At 73.3% G+C, this 16,509-nt stretch carries 16 protein-coding genes; 5 read left to right on the forward strand and 11 right to left on the reverse strand.

Annotation, left to right across the window (positions count from 1 at the left end; all coding sequences use genetic code 11):
* Positions 1–2: 2 nt before the first annotated feature.
* The 5 genes from ACIQ6R_RS18875 to ACIQ6R_RS18895 all read right to left on the reverse strand — a co-directional run bounded on the left by ACIQ6R_RS18875 (position 3) and on the right by ACIQ6R_RS18895 (position 7,170).
* Entirely contained in the window at positions 3–1,601 is a 1,599-nt protein-coding gene (locus ACIQ6R_RS18875) for an acyl-CoA carboxylase subunit beta (protein ID WP_404222516.1), read from the reverse strand.
* A 67-nt stretch (positions 1,602–1,668) separates the two neighbouring features.
* Positions 1,669–3,339, reverse strand: a complete 1,671-nt coding sequence (locus tag ACIQ6R_RS18880; protein ID WP_404222518.1) for an acyclic terpene utilization AtuA family protein — start codon at positions 3,337–3,339, stop codon at positions 1,669–1,671.
* Positions 3,336–4,166, reverse strand: a complete 831-nt coding sequence (locus tag ACIQ6R_RS18885) for a TIGR03084 family metal-binding protein (protein ID WP_404222519.1) — start codon at positions 4,164–4,166, stop codon at positions 3,336–3,338. The genes ACIQ6R_RS18880 and ACIQ6R_RS18885 overlap by 4 nt, the downstream gene beginning before the upstream one ends.
* A gap of 132 nt (positions 4,167–4,298) precedes the next feature.
* Positions 4,299–6,107, reverse strand: coding sequence for a protein kinase (locus tag ACIQ6R_RS18890; RefSeq protein WP_404222520.1), 1,809 nt, complete (start codon positions 6,105–6,107; stop codon positions 4,299–4,301).
* Between the two features lie 88 nt (positions 6,108–6,195).
* Positions 6,196–7,170, reverse strand: a complete 975-nt coding sequence (locus ACIQ6R_RS18895; protein ID WP_404222521.1) for an EamA family transporter — start codon at positions 7,168–7,170, stop codon at positions 6,196–6,198.
* A gap of 260 nt (positions 7,171–7,430) precedes the next feature.
* On the opposite strand from ACIQ6R_RS18895, the gene ACIQ6R_RS18900 reads away from it, so the two are divergent.
* The gene (locus ACIQ6R_RS18900) at positions 7,431–7,883 is read left to right on the forward strand and encodes an NUDIX hydrolase (RefSeq protein ID WP_404222523.1); all 453 of its coding nucleotides are present in this window, start codon (positions 7,431–7,433) and stop codon (positions 7,881–7,883) included.
* A 144-nt stretch (positions 7,884–8,027) separates the two neighbouring features.
* Here the strand turns inward: ACIQ6R_RS18900 and ACIQ6R_RS18905 are convergent, their stop codons facing one another.
* The 3 genes from ACIQ6R_RS18905 to ACIQ6R_RS18915 form a co-directional block, all read right to left on the reverse strand.
* Entirely contained in the window at positions 8,028–8,618 is a 591-nt protein-coding gene (locus tag ACIQ6R_RS18905) for a DinB family protein (protein WP_404222525.1), read from the reverse strand.
* Between the two features lie 72 nt (positions 8,619–8,690).
* Complete coding sequence (locus ACIQ6R_RS18910) at positions 8,691–8,882, reverse strand: hypothetical protein (RefSeq protein WP_404222526.1); 192 nt, start codon at positions 8,880–8,882, stop codon at positions 8,691–8,693.
* A gap of 60 nt (positions 8,883–8,942) precedes the next feature.
* On the reverse strand, positions 8,943–9,215 hold the full coding sequence (locus ACIQ6R_RS18915) for a GntR family transcriptional regulator (protein WP_403556142.1): 273 nt from the start codon (positions 9,213–9,215) through the stop codon (positions 8,943–8,945).
* A 188-nt stretch (positions 9,216–9,403) separates the two neighbouring features.
* Between ACIQ6R_RS18915 and ACIQ6R_RS18920 the strand changes: the two genes are divergently transcribed.
* The 3 genes from ACIQ6R_RS18920 to ACIQ6R_RS18930 all read left to right on the forward strand — a co-directional run bounded on the left by ACIQ6R_RS18920 (position 9,404) and on the right by ACIQ6R_RS18930 (position 10,409).
* Positions 9,404–9,613, forward strand: a complete 210-nt coding sequence (locus tag ACIQ6R_RS18920; protein WP_404222527.1) for a hypothetical protein — start codon at positions 9,404–9,406, stop codon at positions 9,611–9,613.
* Entirely contained in the window at positions 9,610–9,903 is a 294-nt protein-coding gene (locus ACIQ6R_RS18925; RefSeq protein ID WP_404222528.1) for a hypothetical protein, read from the forward strand. Before ACIQ6R_RS18920 ends, ACIQ6R_RS18925 begins: the two co-directional genes overlap by 4 nt.
* Positions 9,904–10,037: 134 nt before the next feature.
* Complete coding sequence (locus tag ACIQ6R_RS18930; protein ID WP_404222529.1) at positions 10,038–10,409, forward strand: VOC family protein; 372 nt, start codon at positions 10,038–10,040, stop codon at positions 10,407–10,409.
* Between the two features lie 35 nt (positions 10,410–10,444).
* On the opposite strand, the gene ACIQ6R_RS18935 is transcribed toward ACIQ6R_RS18930, so the two are convergent.
* Positions 10,445–13,312, reverse strand: coding sequence for an FAD-linked oxidase C-terminal domain-containing protein (locus ACIQ6R_RS18935; protein ID WP_404222530.1), 2,868 nt, complete (start codon positions 13,310–13,312; stop codon positions 10,445–10,447).
* A gap of 111 nt (positions 13,313–13,423) precedes the next feature.
* Here ACIQ6R_RS18935 and serC point away from each other — a divergent pair, with 111 nt between their 5' ends.
* Positions 13,424–14,542 (forward strand): phosphoserine transaminase, encoded by a 1,119-nt coding sequence (gene serC / locus ACIQ6R_RS18940; protein WP_404222531.1) that lies wholly within the window; start codon positions 13,424–13,426, stop codon positions 14,540–14,542.
* A gap of 130 nt (positions 14,543–14,672) precedes the next feature.
* Here the strand turns inward: serC and ACIQ6R_RS18945 are convergent, their stop codons facing one another.
* Positions 14,673–15,524 carry an ABC transporter permease gene (locus ACIQ6R_RS18945; protein WP_404222532.1) on the reverse strand — a complete coding sequence of 284 codons (852 nt, stop codon included), beginning with the start codon at positions 15,522–15,524 and terminating at the stop codon, positions 14,673–14,675.
* On the reverse strand, positions 15,521–16,501 hold the full coding sequence (locus ACIQ6R_RS18950; RefSeq protein ID WP_404222533.1) for an ATP-binding cassette domain-containing protein: 981 nt from the start codon (positions 16,499–16,501) through the stop codon (positions 15,521–15,523). Before ACIQ6R_RS18950 ends, ACIQ6R_RS18945 begins: the two co-directional genes overlap by 4 nt.
* Positions 16,502–16,509 lie beyond the last annotated feature (8 nt).

The following is a 16,509-nucleotide window of genomic DNA, read 5'->3' on the forward strand; positions in this document are numbered from 1 at the left end:
CCTTACATCCGGAAGACGCCGAAGCCGCCGCGCGCACCCTCGTAGGGCGCGGTGTGGATGGCGGACAGGCACAGGCCGAGCACGGTGCGGGTGTCGCGCGGGTCGACGACGCCGTCGTCGTAGAGCCGCCCGGACAGGAACATGGGCAGCGACTCGGACTCGATCTGCTGCTCCACCATGGCGCGCAGCGCCGCGTCGCCCTCGTCGTCGTACGGCTGTCCCTTGGCGGTGGCGGACTGGCGGGCGACGATGGAGAGCACGCCGGCGAGTTGCTGCGGGCCCATGACGGCGGACTTGGCGCTGGGCCAGGCGAAGAGGAAGCGGGGGTCGTAGGCGCGGCCGCACATGCCGTAGTGGCCGGCGCCGTAGGAGGCGCCGAGGAGGACGGAGAGGTGGGGCACGCGGCTGTTGCTGACCGCGTTGATCATCATCGCGCCGTGCTTGATGATGCCGCCCTGCTCGTACTCCTTGCCGACCATGTAGCCGGTGGTGTTGTGCAGGAAGAGGAGCGGGATGTCACGCTGGTTGGCGAGCTGGATGAACTGGGCCGCTTTCTGCGACTCCTCGCTGAACAGCACCCCTTGGGCGTTGGCCAGGATGCCCACCGGGTAGCCGTGCAGGGCCGCCCAGCCGGTCGTCAGGCTCGTCCCGTACAGCGGCTTGAACTCGTCGAAGTCGGAGGCGTCGACGATCCGGGCTATGACCTCGCGCGGGTCGAAGGGGGTCTTGAGGTCGCCGGGGACGATGCCGAGGAGTTCCTCCGGGTCGTACTTCGGCGGCTCGGCCGGGCCCGGATCGGGGTGTGCCTTGCGGTGGTTGAGGCGGGCGACGACGCGGCGGGCCTGGCGGAGGGCGTCCGGTTCGTCCAGGGCGAAGTAGTCGGCGAGGCCCGAGGTGCGCGCGTGCATCTCGGCGCCGCCCAGCGACTCGTCGTCGCTCTCCTCGCCGGTGGCCATCTTGACCAGCGGCGGCCCGCCGAGGAACACCTTCGCGCGCTCCTTGACCATGATCACGTGGTCGGACATGCCGGGGATGTACGCGCCCCCGGCGGTCGAGTTGCCGAACACGACGGCGAGGGTGGGGATGCCGGCCGCCGACAGCCGGGTGATGTCCCGGAAGATCCCGCCGCCGGGGATGAAGATCTCCTTCTGCGAGGGCAGGTCGGCGCCGCCGGACTCGACCAGGCTGATGCAGGGCAGCCGGTTGGCGAGCGCGATGTCGTGGGCGCGCAGGGCCTTCTTCAGCGACCAGGGGTTGCTGGCGCCGCCGCGCACGGTCGGGTCGTTGGCGGTGATCAGGCACTCGACGCCCTCGACCGTGCCGATGCCGGTGACCAGGGAGGCGCCCACGGTGTACTCGCTGCCCCAGGCCGCCAGCGGCGACAGCTCCAGGAAGGGCGTGTCGGGGTCGAGGAGCAGCTCGATGCGCTCGCGGGCGAGGAGCTTGCCGCGCTTCCGGTGCCGGGTGACGTACTTCTCACCGCCGCCGGCCAGCGCCTTGGCGTGCTCGGTGTCGAGGTCGGCGAGTCTGGCGAGCATGGCCTCGCGGTTGGCCCGGTGGTCGGGGGCGGCGGGGTCGAGGGCGGAGGTCAGGACGGTCACAGCGGGCTCCCCGGGGTGTACGGCGGGACGGTCGCGGCAAGCTCCCCCGGGATGTACGGCGGAACGGTCACAGCAGCGCCTCCGGGATGTCCAGGTGGCGGGCGCGCAGCCACTCGCCGAGCGCTTTGGCCTGCGGGTCGAAACGGGCCTGGGCCGCGACGCCCTCGCCGAGGAGTCCCTCCACGACGAAGTTGAGGGCGCGCAGGTTGGGGAGTGTGTGCCGGGTGACGGGCAGGTCGCGGGCCTCGGGGATCAGCTCGCGGAAGCGGTCGGCGGTCAGTTCGTGGGCGAGCCACCGCCAGGCGTCGTCCGTCCGCGCCCACACGCCGACGTTGGCGTTCCCGCCCTTGTCGCCGCTGCGGGCGCCGACGACGAGTCCGAGGGGGGCGCGGCGCGCGGGCCCCGGCGGGAGCGGCTTCGGCAGCGGTGGTTCCGGTACTTCCGCCAGTACGGCGGTGTCCTGGGCGCCGGGTACGGGAATCCGTTGCCCGTCGTGGAGGACGGCCACATGGTCGACGGCGTCATGGGGGACGTACACATCCTCGAAGACCCCATAGGGCGCGCCCTTTCCGGGTGGCGCCAGCACATGGAAGCCGGGGTAGCTGGCGAGGGCCAGCTCGATGGCGGCCCCGCTCAACGCCCGTCCGACGACCTGCTGGTCGGCGTCCCGGACGACGAGCCGCAGCAGGGCACTGGCCGTCTCCTCGGTCGGGGCGTCGGGCCGGTCGGTGCGGACGAGGTCCCAGCGGACGTCGGCGACCTTGCCGAGGGCGGGCTCCAGCTGGGCCCGCACCAGGGCTGCCTTGTCCTCGACACCGAGGCCGGTGAGCACGAAGGCGACCTCGTTGCGGAAGCCGCCGAGACGGTTGCGGCCGACCTTGAGGGCGGGCGGCGGGGCCTCACCGCGCACGCCCTCGATCCGTACCCGGTCGGGCCCGTCCCGGGTGAGCCGTACGGTGTCCAGCCGGGCGGTGACATCGGGCCCCGCGTACCGGGCGCCGCCCGTCTCGTACAGCAGCTGGGCCGTCACCGTGCCGACGTCGACGAAGCCTCCGGTGCCGTCGTGCTTGGTGATGACGCAGCTGCCGTCGGCGTGCAGTTCGGCGAGCGGGAAGCCGGGGCGCCGGACGTCACCGTCGTGGAAGAACGCGTAGTTGCCGCCGGTCGCCTGCGCCCCGCACTCCAGCACATGTCCGGCGACGACGGCGCCCGCGAGCCGGTCGTACTCCGTCGGCGCCCAGCCGAAGTGCGCGACCGCGGGCCCGGTGACCAGGGCGGCGTCGGTGACCCGGCCGGTGACGACCACGTCGGCGCCCGCGCGCAGGCACTCGGCGATGCCGAAGCCGCCGAGGTAGGCGTGCGCGGCCAGCGCTCCCGGGTGGGCGGCGGTGAGGTCGTCGCCCTCGACGTGCGCGACCCGTACGGGGATGCCGAGCCGTGCGGCGAGGGCGCGTACGGCGTCGGCGAGTCCGGCGGGGTTGAGCCCGCCCGCGTTGGCGACGATCTTGACACCCCGCTCGTGGGCGAGGCCGAGGCACTCCTCCAGCTGCCGCGGGAAGGTGCGGGCGTACCCGGCGTCCGGGTCCTTCCGCCGGTCGCGGCCCAGGATGAGCATGGTCAGCTCGGCGAGGTAGTCGCCGGTGAGGACGTCCAGCGGGCCGCCGGTGAGCATCTCGCGCATGGCGTCGAAGCGGTCGCCGTAGAAGCCGGAGGCGTTGCCTATGCGGAGGACGGTCACCGGGCGTCCCCCTTCGGCGGGCGTCCGGTGACCGGCGGGTGTCCGGCTCCCGGCGGGCGTCCGGCTCCCGGCGGTCCGGCGAAGGCCTGGGCGATGTCCAGCCAGCGGTCGGCGTCCGGGCCCTCCGCGGTGAGGGCGAGGTCGGCGCGGTGGGCGCGCTGGGTGGCGAGGAGGCAGAAGTCGAGGGCGGGGCCGGTGACGCGTTGCCGGGCGTCCTCGGGGCCGTACGCCCACACGTCCCCGCCCGGCCCGGTGAGTTCGACGCGGAACTGCTCGGCGGGCGGGGTGAGCCCGTGGGCCGCGTGGGCGAAGTCCCGGGCGCGGACGCCGATGCGGGCGATGTGCCTGAGGCGGTCGGTGGGCGGGCGCCTCACGCCGAGGGTGTCGGCGATGTCGAGGCCGTGGGCCCAGGTCTCCATCAGGCGGGCGGTGGCCATCGAGGCGGCGGCCATCGGCGGGCCGTACCACGGGAAACGGGCGCCCGGGACGGACTCGCGCAGCGCCTTGTCGAGGGCGGCGCGGCCCTCCCGCCAGGCGGCCAGCAGCTCGGCGGGTGTCTGCCGGGCGCCTTCCTCGGCACCGTCGTCGACGTACCGGTCGGGCGCGGCGAGGGCCTGCTCGACCAGTTCCCGGAAGCCGTCCTCGTCGGTGACGGCGGTCAGGGCGGCGCGGTCGGTCCAGGCCAGGTGCGCGATCTGGTGGGCGATCGTCCAGCCGGGAGCCGGGGTGGTGCGCGTCCACTGCTCTGGACTCAACCGGGCTACCAGCGCGTCGAGTTCCTCGCTCTCCTCGCGCAGGTCGTCGATCACGGACGTCGGGTCGGACACGGGACGCTCCCCTCGGGCACGGCGGTGTGCGGGGCGGTGTGGGGGGAGCATGGCAGGGGCGGCAGTAACAATCAAGCATGCTTGCATGATTTTCGGAGACGTCCCCTCGGCGCGGGCCGGCAGGGGGATGCCTCAGTCCTTCTCGGCGTGCCAGACCGTGACGTCCGAACGGAGGAAGGCGAGGTCCGGCAACGCGGTCGACTTCGTCTGGACGACGAGCAGCGCGATGTCCCCGTTGCGGTGTCTGACGCAGATCTCCATGCCGGCCGACGCGGCGGCGAGCGGGAGGCGGCGGCTCTTCTGACCGGCGGTCATCAGGGCGCACTCCTCGTATCCGGCACCCGGTCCGCCGAACATCATGGTGAAGACGCTGGTGTCGCTCTCCAGAGCACAGCCGACGTCCTCGCAGTCGAAGCGGATGTCCCCTTTGCGGTCCTCCCGCAGTTCCCCGTCGGCGAGGCTGATCGAGGTGTCGGCGTCCACCGACATGGCGTTGTAGGAGTGGGCCCGCGGTGTCTTCGTCCCGGCGGCGGAACCGTCGGCCACCGATCCCGACGTGGCCGAAGGGTCGGCCTCCGACGCACCCGCCGACCCCGCCCCCTCCGTGGCCGCGGAGCCGGACGCGGCATCCCCGGAGGCCGTGTCACCGGGCGCCGAAGACCCGCCCTTCCCCGCACCGGGCGTCCCGGACGCGGACGCCGCCGTGTCCCGGGTGCGGTCCCGGGCGGCGTCCCACGCCGCGTCGAGGACCGTCCACGCCGCCGTGATCACGATCCCTCCCGCGGCCAGGGCGGCGGCCGCGATGAGGGCGACGCGTCTCCTGCGGCGCTTGCGCTCCTCCGGCCCGGCCGGCCGCTGCGGCGCGGTCGGGCCGTAGGGACCGGCGGGCCACTGCGCGGCGCCCGGCCACGGTGCCGCGCCCGGCCACTGCGCGGTGGCGGGCCCCTGCGGGGCGGCCATCGAGTGCGGGGCGGCCATCGGATGCGGGGCGGTCCACGGCCCCGTGTGCACCGCGGTGGGAGCCGGTTGCGGGACCGGCGCGGGCGGCGGCACCGTCACCTCCGGCCCGGCGACCTCCTGCCAGACGGCCGGACCCGCCCCGGCCTCGGCGTCCCGTCCCAGCTCCCGTCGGCACCACTCGAGGACCTCCGCCGCGGTGGCCCGATCCCCGGGGTCGGCGGCCATGCACCGGGCGATCAGCGCGCGGAGCTGTTCGGGCAGCCCGGACAGGTCGGGCTCGGAGTGCACGATGCGGTAGAGGACGCTGACGGCGGGCCCGTCCCCGTAGAGCGGTTCCCCCAGTGCGGCGAACGCGGCCGTCTGGCCGAGCGAGAAGATGTCGGTCGCCGCCGTGACGTCGCCCCCCGCCGCCTGCTCGGGTGCCATGAACTGGGGCGTGCCGATGGCGGCGCCCGTGGCGGTGTGCGCGGTGCTGTCGGCGGCGACCGAGATGCCGAAGTCGATGACGCGGGGCCCGTCGGAGGCGAGCAGCACGTTCGACGGCTTGAGGTCCCGGTGCACGATGCCCGCGCCGTGGATCACCTGCAGCGCCTCGGCGACGCCCGCCATCAGCCACAGCACCGCCGGCGCCGGCAGCGGCCCGCTCCGGGCGACGACGTCGGACAGGGCGGGCCCCGGCACGTACAGCGTGGCCAGCCAGGGTGGGGTACCGTCCGCGTCGGCGTCGATCAGCTCGGCCGTGTAGGCGCCCTTCACCTGTCGGGCCGACTTGATCTCGCGGCCGAAACGCCGCCGGAAGGCCGGGTCGTCGGCCAGTTCGGACCGTACGACCTTGATGGCCACCGGGCGGCCGCCCTGGGTGTGCGACAGGTAGACCCGGCCCATGCCGCCCGCACCGAGCCGGGCGGCGAGCCGGTAGCCGCCCACCGCGCGTGGATCGTCGTCCTGCAAAGGCTGGAAGACCTCGGCCGTGTGGTTCATCGGTTCCCTCCCCATGATCCCGATGAGATGACCAGGTCCGCAGCCTATGCGGTGGGGGTGAACGCCGGTCCGGCCGGGGCGCCGGTGATCAGTGCGCCTGGGACGCGTCCGGGAGCACCTTGGCCCGGCGCCGCCCCACCTGCGTGCGCACCGCCCCCATGCTGGCCGCGATGACCAGGGCGATGGCGGCGGACTGGGTGGCGGACAGGGCCTGGTCGAGGACGAGGAAACCGGCCGCCGCGGCGATGGCGGGTTCCAGGCTCATGAGGATGGCGAAGGTGGGCGCGGGCAGGCGGCGCAGGGCGAGGAGTTCGAGGGTGTAGGGCAGGACGGAGGAGAGCAGGGCGACCCCGGCGCCCAGCGCCAGAGTCATCGGGTCGAGGAGCTTGCCGCCCGACTCGGCGATGCCCAGCGGCAGGAACAGCACCGCCCCGACCGCCATGGCGAGGGCCAGCCCGTCGGCCTGCGGGAAGCGGCGCCCCGTACGTGCGCTGAAGACGATGTACGCCGCCCACATCGCGCCCGCCCCCAGTGCGAAGGCGACGCCGGCCGGGTCGAGGCTGCCGAAGCCGCCGCCACCGAGGAGGAAGACACCGGCCAGGGCGAGCGCGGCCCAGACGAGGTTGACCGCGCGGCGGGAGGCGAAGACGGAGAGGGCGAGCGGGCCGAGCACCTCCAGGGTGACGGCGGGGCCGAGGGGGATGCGGTCGACGGCCTGGTAGAAGAGGCCGTTCATACCGGCCATGGCGATACCGAAGACGACGACCGTGCCCCAGTCGGCCCGGGAGTGGCCGCGCAGCCGGGGCCGGCAGATGAGGAGCAGTACGACGGCGGCCACGGCCAGCCGCAGGGTCACCACGCCGAGCGCGCCGGCCCGGGGCATGAGGCTCACCGCCAGCGCGGCGCCGAACTGCACGGAGAGGCCACCGGCGAGGACCAGGCCGACCGGCCCCAGGGAGCCCCTACCGCGCGGCGCACCCGCCGGCTCGGACGCGGGCCCCGGACCCGCCACGGGTGCGGCGGCGGCCGGGGTGGACGGGGTGGCGGCGCTGGGGGTGTTCACGGGGCCTTCCTGGGGCTTGGCGCGAGGTGTTGGCGCGGGACGGAACTCCTGCCGGGCAGCACGCGTCACACTGCGCCGACCGGTCCAGGGTAATGACCTCCGGACAGGACCGTGCAAGGTTTACACACCTGACGATGAGTCCCTCGCCCCGCCCGGGTCAACTCCGTCCGTCATACGGACCGCCCGCCACGACGGGTACCGTCCCAGGCGAACCCCGTGACCGAATCCCGTGCCCGCCCCACCACATCTCCCGAGGTCCCGTGCGACGACTTCTTGCCCGCCTCTGGCGGCTCCTGCGCCCTGTTCAGAGCCGCGTCATGTGGATCCTGCACACCAAGTTCGTGGTCGGCGTGACCGGCGTCGTGCGCGACGACGAGGGCCGGGTCCTGCTGCTGAAGCACCGGATGTGGCCACCGGGCCGTCAGTGGGGCCTGCCGAGCGGTTTCGCGCGCAAGGGGGAGGACTTCCGGGAGACCGTGGTCCGCGAGGTGCGGGAGGAGACGAACCTCGATGTGGAGGTGGGCCGCCTGGTCATGCTGAACAGCGGCTTCCGCACCCGGCTGGAGGTGGCCTACGAGGCCCGCCTGCTGGGCGGCGAGCTGCGCATCGACCCCTTCGAGATCCTGGAGGCCCGCTGGTGCCGCCCGGACGAGCTGCCCGAGGGCGTCCAGCCGGTGTGCCGTCCGTTGGTGCGGGGCGAGACGGCTCCCTGAACCGCCCCGCGCGGGTGTGTCGAAAGCGCCGGTCTCCGGTCGACGCGGGGGGTCAGGACACACACCCTTCGTGAAGTGACCCGGCCGGACCGGCCGGGCGCCTTCCAGAAGCCGTACGACAGCTGTACGACCGGACGCCGCCGGTCAGCCCATGCTCTTGGCACCGTCCAGGGACTCGCGGATGATGTCGGCGTGGCCGGCGTGCTGAGCGGTCTCGGCGACGATGTGCATCAGCACCCGGCGGGCCGACCACTGCCTGTCGGCCTCGAACCACGGGGCCTTCGGCAACGGCTGCGCGGCCCCCAGGTCGGGCAGCGTGGCAACCAGGTCGTCGGTCCGGCGGGCCGCCTCGGCGTAGTCGGCCAGGACCCCGGCCAGCGTCTCACCGGGCAGCATCCGGAACTCGTCGGCCCGCTGGGCCCAGTCGGCCTCGGTCATGGTCGTGAAGTCGCCCATCGCCGACGGGCCGTCCACGATGAAGTTCGCCCAGCTCCGCTCGACCGAGGACACGTGCTTGATCAAGCCGCCCAGGCAGAGCTCGCTCGCGGTGGTCCGGAGTCCGGCCTGCTCGTCGGTGAGGTCACGGGTGGTGAACCGCAGGAAGCGCCGTTGGTGGGCCAGCATCTCCAGCAGGTCGGCGCGCTCACCGGCGACGGCCGGGGCCTCGGTCGGGTCCCCGGTGGTCGCGTCCCCGGTGGACAGATCGCGGGTGGTCGACGCGTCGAGAGTGGTCATGGTCTCCGCCTTCCGGTGTACTGCTCCGTCGGTCGAGGACCACGCTAGGGGCCGTATAGGTCAGATCGTGTCCTAGATCACCCACGACGCGGCGCGGAGTACCTGGAGCGCGATCCCACCGCCGCCCATCAGCAGGCCCAGCCCCTCGGTGTCGCCGAGGGCGTCCCCGGACAGCCGGGTGACACCCTCGGTGGCAGGCCCCTTCGCCGTGCCGGGCAGCAGCCACGCGACGCCGTCGACCGTGTCGCCGCCCGGCGCGGTCACCACGAGGTCGGCACGGCCGCATAGGAGCGATCACGCGACGGCGAGGACGCGCGGTTCCGATCAGGCACCCGAGGCGGGGGCACCGTCTTCCGTCGCTTGCGGCCGACGGGCAACGAACGAGCCGAGGCCCACTTCGGCACGGATCAGGCCTTCCCTCTTCAGGTGGGCCAGCGCCTTCTGAGCGGTCGACGCCGCAATGGCGAATTCGGCCGACAACTCGACCACCGACGGAACCCGGGCATCAACGGGATAAGTGCCGTCCGCGATGCGCGCCTCAATGGCAGCGGCGACCTGCCGCCACACGGGCCGGGTGCGATCAAGCTCGGGAGTCATGCGGTGGACGCTAAAACCCTGCGGTAGACCGCGCGACCGCAGTACACTGCGGTAGACCGTGGAGACCACTCCCACTGAAGACCCCCGCGACGGGTGGAGCCGTCCGGGGGCGTGGTCACCAGCCGAACCTGATCGGAGCTGTTGACATGACCAACCTTATCGGCCGCCCAGCCACATGGGTGAGCCTCATGCTCAACCCACGGGGCACCCACCGCCGCACCGGAGCTCGCCCCGCCGTCCCCACCGCCCCCCGCCAGCAAGCCACAGCCAGCGTCATCCCCCTCCCCTCCCACCGCAGCCCCTACGGCCTGCCCACCAGCCTCGACGGCACCGAGACCGTGGCCGTACGTCCATACCTCCTCGCGGGCGCGCTGTACGAACTGGAGGCGGCCGCATGACCCAGTCACCCGAGCCGCGTCTGCTCCCCTGGTCCGGCCCCGAGGGCAAGCCCTGTTACCTGATCACCGACCGCGACGGTGGGCCCGTCTCACGGCTGGCCGACACCACCGAGAGCACCCAACTCGGGATGGGCCTGGAACTCCTGGCCCACGCCCGCTCTCTCCTCCCGGACGCTCCGGACGGCGAACTCCGCTACCTCGCCGAGCGACTGACGGAGTGCCTCACCGACGTCCTACGGGTGGCCGAGAGCCGCGGCCGGCGGCTGCGAGCCTTCGACTCGGTGAACTGAGAAGGAGACGCCCCGTGGCGGCCCCGACTCCTCCCGCGGGGCCGTCCTGCCTCGGGCGACCGCGAGCGGAACGGGGCCGGGCCGCTGCCTCTAGGGTGGCCACGCGAAGGTTCGCCGATCGGTCCGGAGATGCCATGCCAGTGCAGATGAAGTTGGCCGCGATAACCCTCGACTGCCCCGACCCACCGGCTCTGGCGGAGTTCTATCGGCAGGCCACCGGCCTCGAGCCCCACCCCGAATCGGGTGCCGACTTCGCGGGTCTCAACCGTGAGGACGGCCTCTTCATCGGATTTCAGCGGGTCGACGACTACCGGGCTCCGGTTTGGCCGGGCCAGAGCGTTCCCCAGCAGCTGCACCTCTGCTTCAACGTCGCGGACCTGGACGAGGCCGAGGCCCTGCTGCTTGAGCTGGGGGCGGGGAAGCCGGATCACCAGCCTCATGAGGCTGCCAGAGCCCGTGTACTCACCGACCCCGTTGGTCATCCCTTCTGCATCTGCCGAGGCTGATCAGGGACCCGGGAGGGACTGCCGCCACCTGCCCGTCACTCTCCCTCCAACGCCTCCGCCAGCACCTCCGCCAGATGCCGCCCCCGTACCCCCGCCAACTGCTCCAGCTGCGTCCGGCACGAGAAGCCGTCCGCCAGGACCACCGCCCCGTCCGGTGCCTCGCGCACCGCCGGGAGCAGCTGGTCCTCCGCGCAGGCGGCCGAGACCTCGTAGTGGCCGTCCTCGAAACCGAAGTTGCCCGCGAGCCCGCAGCAGCCGCCGGTCAGCTCGCCGGTCAGGCCGGCCGCCTCGCGCAGGCGGCGGTCGGCCGCGTCGCCCAGCACCGCGTGCTGGTGGCAGTGGGTCTGGCCGGTGACCGGGCGGTCCAGGGTGGGCGGCGTCCAGTCGGGGGCATGGCGCTCCAGGGCCTCCGCGAAGGTCAGCACGCGGGCGGCGAGCCGAGCCGCCCGTGGGTCGTCGTGCAGCAGCTCGGGCAGATCCGTGCGCAGGGCGGCGGCGCAGCTCGGTTCCAGGACGACGACCGGCGCCGAGGTCTCCAGCACCGGGGCCATCAGGTCCAGCGTGCGGCGCATCACCGCGCGGGCGCGGTCCAGTTGGCCCGTGGAGACGTACGTCAGTCCGCAGCAGACCCGGCCCCGGCGGGCCGTCAGCAGCGCGGTCGGCGACTTCGTCGTGCCGTCTCCGACGCGCCCGCCCCGCGCCCGCAGCGTCGGCGGCAACGCCACCCGCAGCCCCGCCGCCTCCAGCACCCGTACGGCCGCCCGGCCCACGGCCGGTGACAGGTGCTCGGTGAAGGTGTCCGGCCACAGGACCACCAGCTCGCCGGAGCCCTCGGCGGCAGGCCGCCGGCCGCGCCACCACCGGCTGAACGTCTCCCTCGCCAGCCGCGGCACCTCCCGCTCCCCCGCGATGCCGCCCAGCCGTTTCGCCACCGCGGCCAACGGGCGCACGGAGGCCAGCGCGTTGACGACCGGAGCCGTCCGCGTCCGCGCCGCCCAGCGCAGCCACACCGGCAGCCATCCCATCGCGTAATGGGCGGCGGGGCGGCGGCGGCCGGCGTAGTGGTGGTGGAGGAACTCCGCCTTGTACGTGGCCATGTCGACCTCGACCGGGCAGTCGGAGCGGCAGCCCTTGCAGGACAGGCACAGGTCGAGGGCGTCCCGGACCTCCGTGGAGCGCCACCCGTCGGTCACCAGCTCACCGGCGAGCATCTCGTGCAGCAGCCGGGCGCGCCCGCGAGTGGAGTGCGCCTCGTCTCCCGTCGCCCGGAACGACGGGCACATGACCGAGGAGCCCGCCGCCGACGTCGTACGGCACTTGGCGACCCCGACGCAGCGCCGTACCGCCGCCGAGAAGTCACCGCCGTCGGAGGGGTAGCCGAACGTCACGTCCACCGGCTCGCGCGGCAGGACGGAGAAGCGGAGGTTCGAATCGAGGGGCGCCGGGCGGACCAGCATGCCCGGGTTGAGGAGGTCGTCCGGGTCCCAGACGGCCTTCGCGCGCTCGAAGAGGGCGACCGTCTCCTCGCCGTACATCCTCGGCAGCAGCTCCGCCCGCGCCTGCCCGTCCCCGTGCTCCCCGGACAACGAACCCCCGTGCGCCACGACCAGGTCCGCCAGCTCCTCCGAGAAGCGGCGGAAGCGGGCCACCCCGGCGTCCGTCAGCAGGTCGAAGTCGATGCGTACGTGGATGCAGCCGTCCCCGAAGTGCCCGTACGGCGTGCCGCGCAGGTCGTGGGCGGACAGGAGGGCCCGGAAGTCCCGCAGGTAGGCGCCCAGCCGGACCGGCGGCACCGCGCAGTCCTCCCAGCCGGGCCACGCCTCCGAGCCGTCCGGCATCCGCGTCGCCGTACCGCTCGCGTCCTCCCGGATCCGCCACAGCGTCCGCTGCCCGGCCGGATCGGTCATCACCAGCGCGTCGACGACGTCGGCCGCGCGGACCACCGCCTCCGCACGCGCGCGTGCCTCCGCCTCCGTGGCGCCGCCGGTCTCCACGAAGAGCCACGCCCCGCCCCGGGGCAGCCCGGCCGCGGACGTCGGCGGCACCAGGTCCGCCGCCATGCCCTCCACCGTCAGCGGCCCGAGCGGCAGCAACCCGGCCGCCGCCTCCGCCGCCCCGGCCTCGTCGGCGTATCCGAGCACCGCCAGCGCCCGCGCGCGCGGTGCCTCGACCAGCCGGACCACCGCCTCGGTCAGCACGCCCAGCGTGCCCTCCGAACCGCAGAAGGAGCGGGCCACGTCCGCGCCCCGCTCCGGCAGCAGCGCGTCCAGCGCGTAGCCGGAGATGCGGCGGGGGAGGTCGGGGAAGCCGGTGCGCAGGCGTGCCAGGTCGCCGTCGACCAGTTCGCGCAGGCCCTCCGGTGCCCCGGCCCACTCCCGCCCGAGCCGCAGCCGCTTCCCCCGCGCGGTGAGCACCGTCAGTTCGCGCACGCTGTCCGCCGTCGTGCCCCACGCCACCGAGTGGGAGCCGCACGAGTTGTTGCCGATCATTCCGCCGAGCGTGCAGCGGCTGTGGGTGGACGGGTCGGGACCGAAGCGCAGGCCGTGCGGGGCGGCGGCCCGCTGGAGGCGGTCGAGGACCAGGCCCGGCTGGACGACGGCCGTGCGCGTCTCCGCGTCGAGCGAGACCAGCCGGTTCATGTGCCGGGTGAAGTCCAGGACGACGCCCGTGCCGGTCGCCTGCCCCGCGATCGACGTGCCCCCGCCCCGCGCCACGACCGGCACCCCGCGCGCCCGGCACACCTCCAGTACGGCGGCCACGTCGTCGGCGTCTCTCGGTGCCACCACCCCGAGCGGCACCCGACGGTAGTTGGACGCGTCCATGGTGGTCAGGGCCCGGGAGGTGACGTCGAAGCCGACCTCGCCGCGTACGGCCGTGCGCAGTGCTGCCTCCAGATCGGTCATGTCGTCCAGCATGGGCTCTTGTGGTTCGCTACAGGTCCGCAAGGCGGAGATCTCGTCTCATCGGACGGACATGGCTTCGCCCGGTTTGGCCGACGGGATACCCTCCGGCACGTGGCTGAGATCCAGATTCCTGCTGACATCAAGCCCGCGGACGGTCGATTCGGCGCGGGCCCCTCCAAGGTGCGGGTGGAGGCGCTGGACGCCCTGGCCGCCACCGGTACGTCCCTGCTCGGCACCTCCCACCGCCAGGCCCCGGTCAAGAACCTGGTCGGCAAGGTCCGTGAGGGCATCCGCGAGCTGTTCCGGCTCCCCGACGGTTACGAGGTGATCCTCGGCAACGGCGGCTCCACCGCGTTCTGGGACGTCGCGACCCACGGCCTGATCGAGAACCGGTCGCAGCACCTGAGCTTCGGCGAGTTCTCCTCCAAGTTCGCCAAGGCGGCGAAGCTCGCCCCGTGGCTGGCCGAGCCGACGGTCGTCTCCTCCGACCCGGGCACCCACCCCGAGGCGCACGCCGAGGCCGGCGTGGACGTGTACGCGTTCACGCACAACGAGACCTCGACCGGCGTCGCCATGCCCATCAAGCGGGTCGCCGGCGCCGACGAGGGCTCCCTCGTGCTGGTCGACGCGACGTCCGGCGCCGGCGGCCTGCCCGTCGACATCGCCGAGACCGACGTCTACTACTTCGCCCCGCAGAAGTCCTTCGCCTCCGACGGCGGCCTGTGGATCGGCGTGTTCTCCCCGGCCGCGATCGAGCGCGCCGAGCGGATCCACGCGAGCGGCCGGCACGTCCCGGAGTTCTTCTCGCTGCCGACGGCGATCGACAACTCGCGCAAGAACCAGACGTACAACACCCCGGCGCTGGCCACCCTGTTCCTCCTGGGCGAGCAGCTGGACTGGATGAACGGCCAGGGCGGCCTCGACTTCACCACCGGCCGCACCAAGGACTCCTCGTCCCGCCTGTACTCCTGGGCGGAGGAGGCCAAGTACGCCACGCCGTTCGTCTCCGACCCGGCCAAGCGCTCGCAGGTCATCGGCACGATCGACTTCGCCGACGACATCGACGCCGCCGCCGTCGCCAAGGTGCTGCGCGCCAACGGCGTCGTCGACACCGAGCCGTACCGCAAGCTCGGCCGCAACCAGCTGCGCGTCGCGATGTTCCCTGCGATCGACCCGGCGGACGTCGAGGCGCTGACCAAGTGCGTCGACTACGTGATCGAGAAGCTCTGATCACCACTATCGAGAAGCTCTGATCACCACTCCCGCGGTACGACGATGACCCGCGGTACGACGCTGAGGGGCGCCCGGCACTCGCCGGGCGCCCCTCGTCGCTCTCCCGCCCCTCGTCGCCCGCCCGCCCCTACCGGCTGAGCCGCTGGAAGCGCCGCACCGCCAGCGGCAGGAAGATCGCCGTCAGGATCGCCGGCCACACGCCCGCCATCAGCAGCGCGTGCCGCTCGACCCACGAGTCGCCGCCGCCGACCGGCGTGCCGAACAGTTCGCGAGCCGCCGCCGCCGTGGAGGAGATGGGGTTCCAGGCGGCCACCCAGCCCAGCCAGTCGGGCATCAGCTGCGGGGCGACGAAGATGCTGGAGATCATCGTCAGCGGGAACGCCACCGCGAACAGGCCGCCCGCCGCTTCCGGGTTGGGGACCAGCAGCCCGAGCCACACGCCGAGCCAGATCAGCGCGAACCGCAGCCACAGCAGCAGGCCGAAGGCCGCCAGGAAGCCCCAGCCGCCGCCCGGGCGCCAGCCCATGGCCAGCGCCGTCAGCATCAGGATCGTCAACTCGGCGCAGGCGACCACGAGATCGGTCACCCCGCGCCCCGCGACCACCGCGGAGGAGGCCATCGGCATGGAGCGGAACCGGTCGATGACGCCCTTGGTGGAGTCGTAGACGACGACGGTCGCGGTGTTGATGAAACCGAACGCCATGGTCATCACGAACATGCCCGGCATCAGGAAGTCCTTGTAGTCCCCACCGCCCGGCACCTTCATCGCGCTGCCGAAGACATAGCCGTAGAGGAGGACGGACAGGATCGGGAAGCCGAGCTGCCAGGCGATGTTGACGGGCTGACGCTGGTAGTGGGTCAGGCCGCGGCGGACGACGTTGCCGCAGTCGGCGATCAGCCAGTAGAGGCGGCCGTGCTTCTGCGGTGCCGTCGTCAGGTGTGCCGCCGTCAGGTCCGGGTCGAGGTCGAGAGCGCTCATGCCGCCACCCGCTCCTTCTCCTTCGTCTCCGCGCTCGTGCGGTGGCCGGTCAGGCGCAGGAACACGTCGTCGAGGCTCGGCCTGCGCAGTCCGATGTCCTCCACCCGGACACCCTCGTCCTGGAGGGTGCGCGCCACCTCGGTCAGGGCCGGCACCCGGTCGGTGACCGGGGCGTGCACCCGCAGCCCCTCCTCGTCGGCCTCGGGTTCGCCGTCGCAGACCCGGGCGACCACCTTGACCACCCTCGGGATCTCCGACCGGTCCGCCACCACGACCTCGATACGGTCGCCGCCGACCAGGTTCTTCAGCCCGTCCGGGCTGTCGTCGGCGATGGACCTGCCCTGGTCGATGACGGTGATGTGGGAGGCGAGTTTGTCGGCCTCCTCCAGGTACTGCGTGGTCAGCAGTACGGTCGTGCCGCCCGCCACCAGCGCGCGGACGGAGTCCCAGACCTCGCCGCGGCTGCGGGGGTCGAGGCCCGTCGTCGGCTCGTCCAGGAACAGGACGGACGGGGCGAGGATCATCGACGCGGCGAGGTCGAGGCGGCGCCGCATGCCACCGCTGTACTTGCCGACGCCCCGGTCCGCGGCGTCGGTCAGGTCGAACTGCTCCAGGAGCTGGACGGCCCGCGCGCGGGCCCGCCTGCCGCCCAGGTGGAACAGGCGCCCGAACATCTCCAGGTTCTGCCGGCCGGTGAGCACCTCGTCCACGGCCGCGTACTGGCCGGTGAGGCCGATCCGCGACCGCACCTCGCGCGCCTGCCGGGCGACGTCCAGGCCCGCCACCTCGGCCCGCCCCCCGTCCAGCCGGACCAGCGTGGACAGGATGCGCACCGCCGTGGTCTTGCCCGCGCCGTTCGGCCCGAGCAGGCCGTGCACGGCGCCCTCGCGGACGGCCAGATCGAAGCCGTCGAGGGCGCGTTTGTCGCCGTACCGCTTCTCCAGGCCCTCGGCCCGGACCGCGTAACCGTCGCTCATGGGTCCCC

It is taken from the genome of Streptomyces sp. NPDC096048, from assembly GCF_044763415.1.
GTDB lineage: Bacteria > Actinomycetota > Actinomycetes > Streptomycetales > Streptomycetaceae > Streptomyces.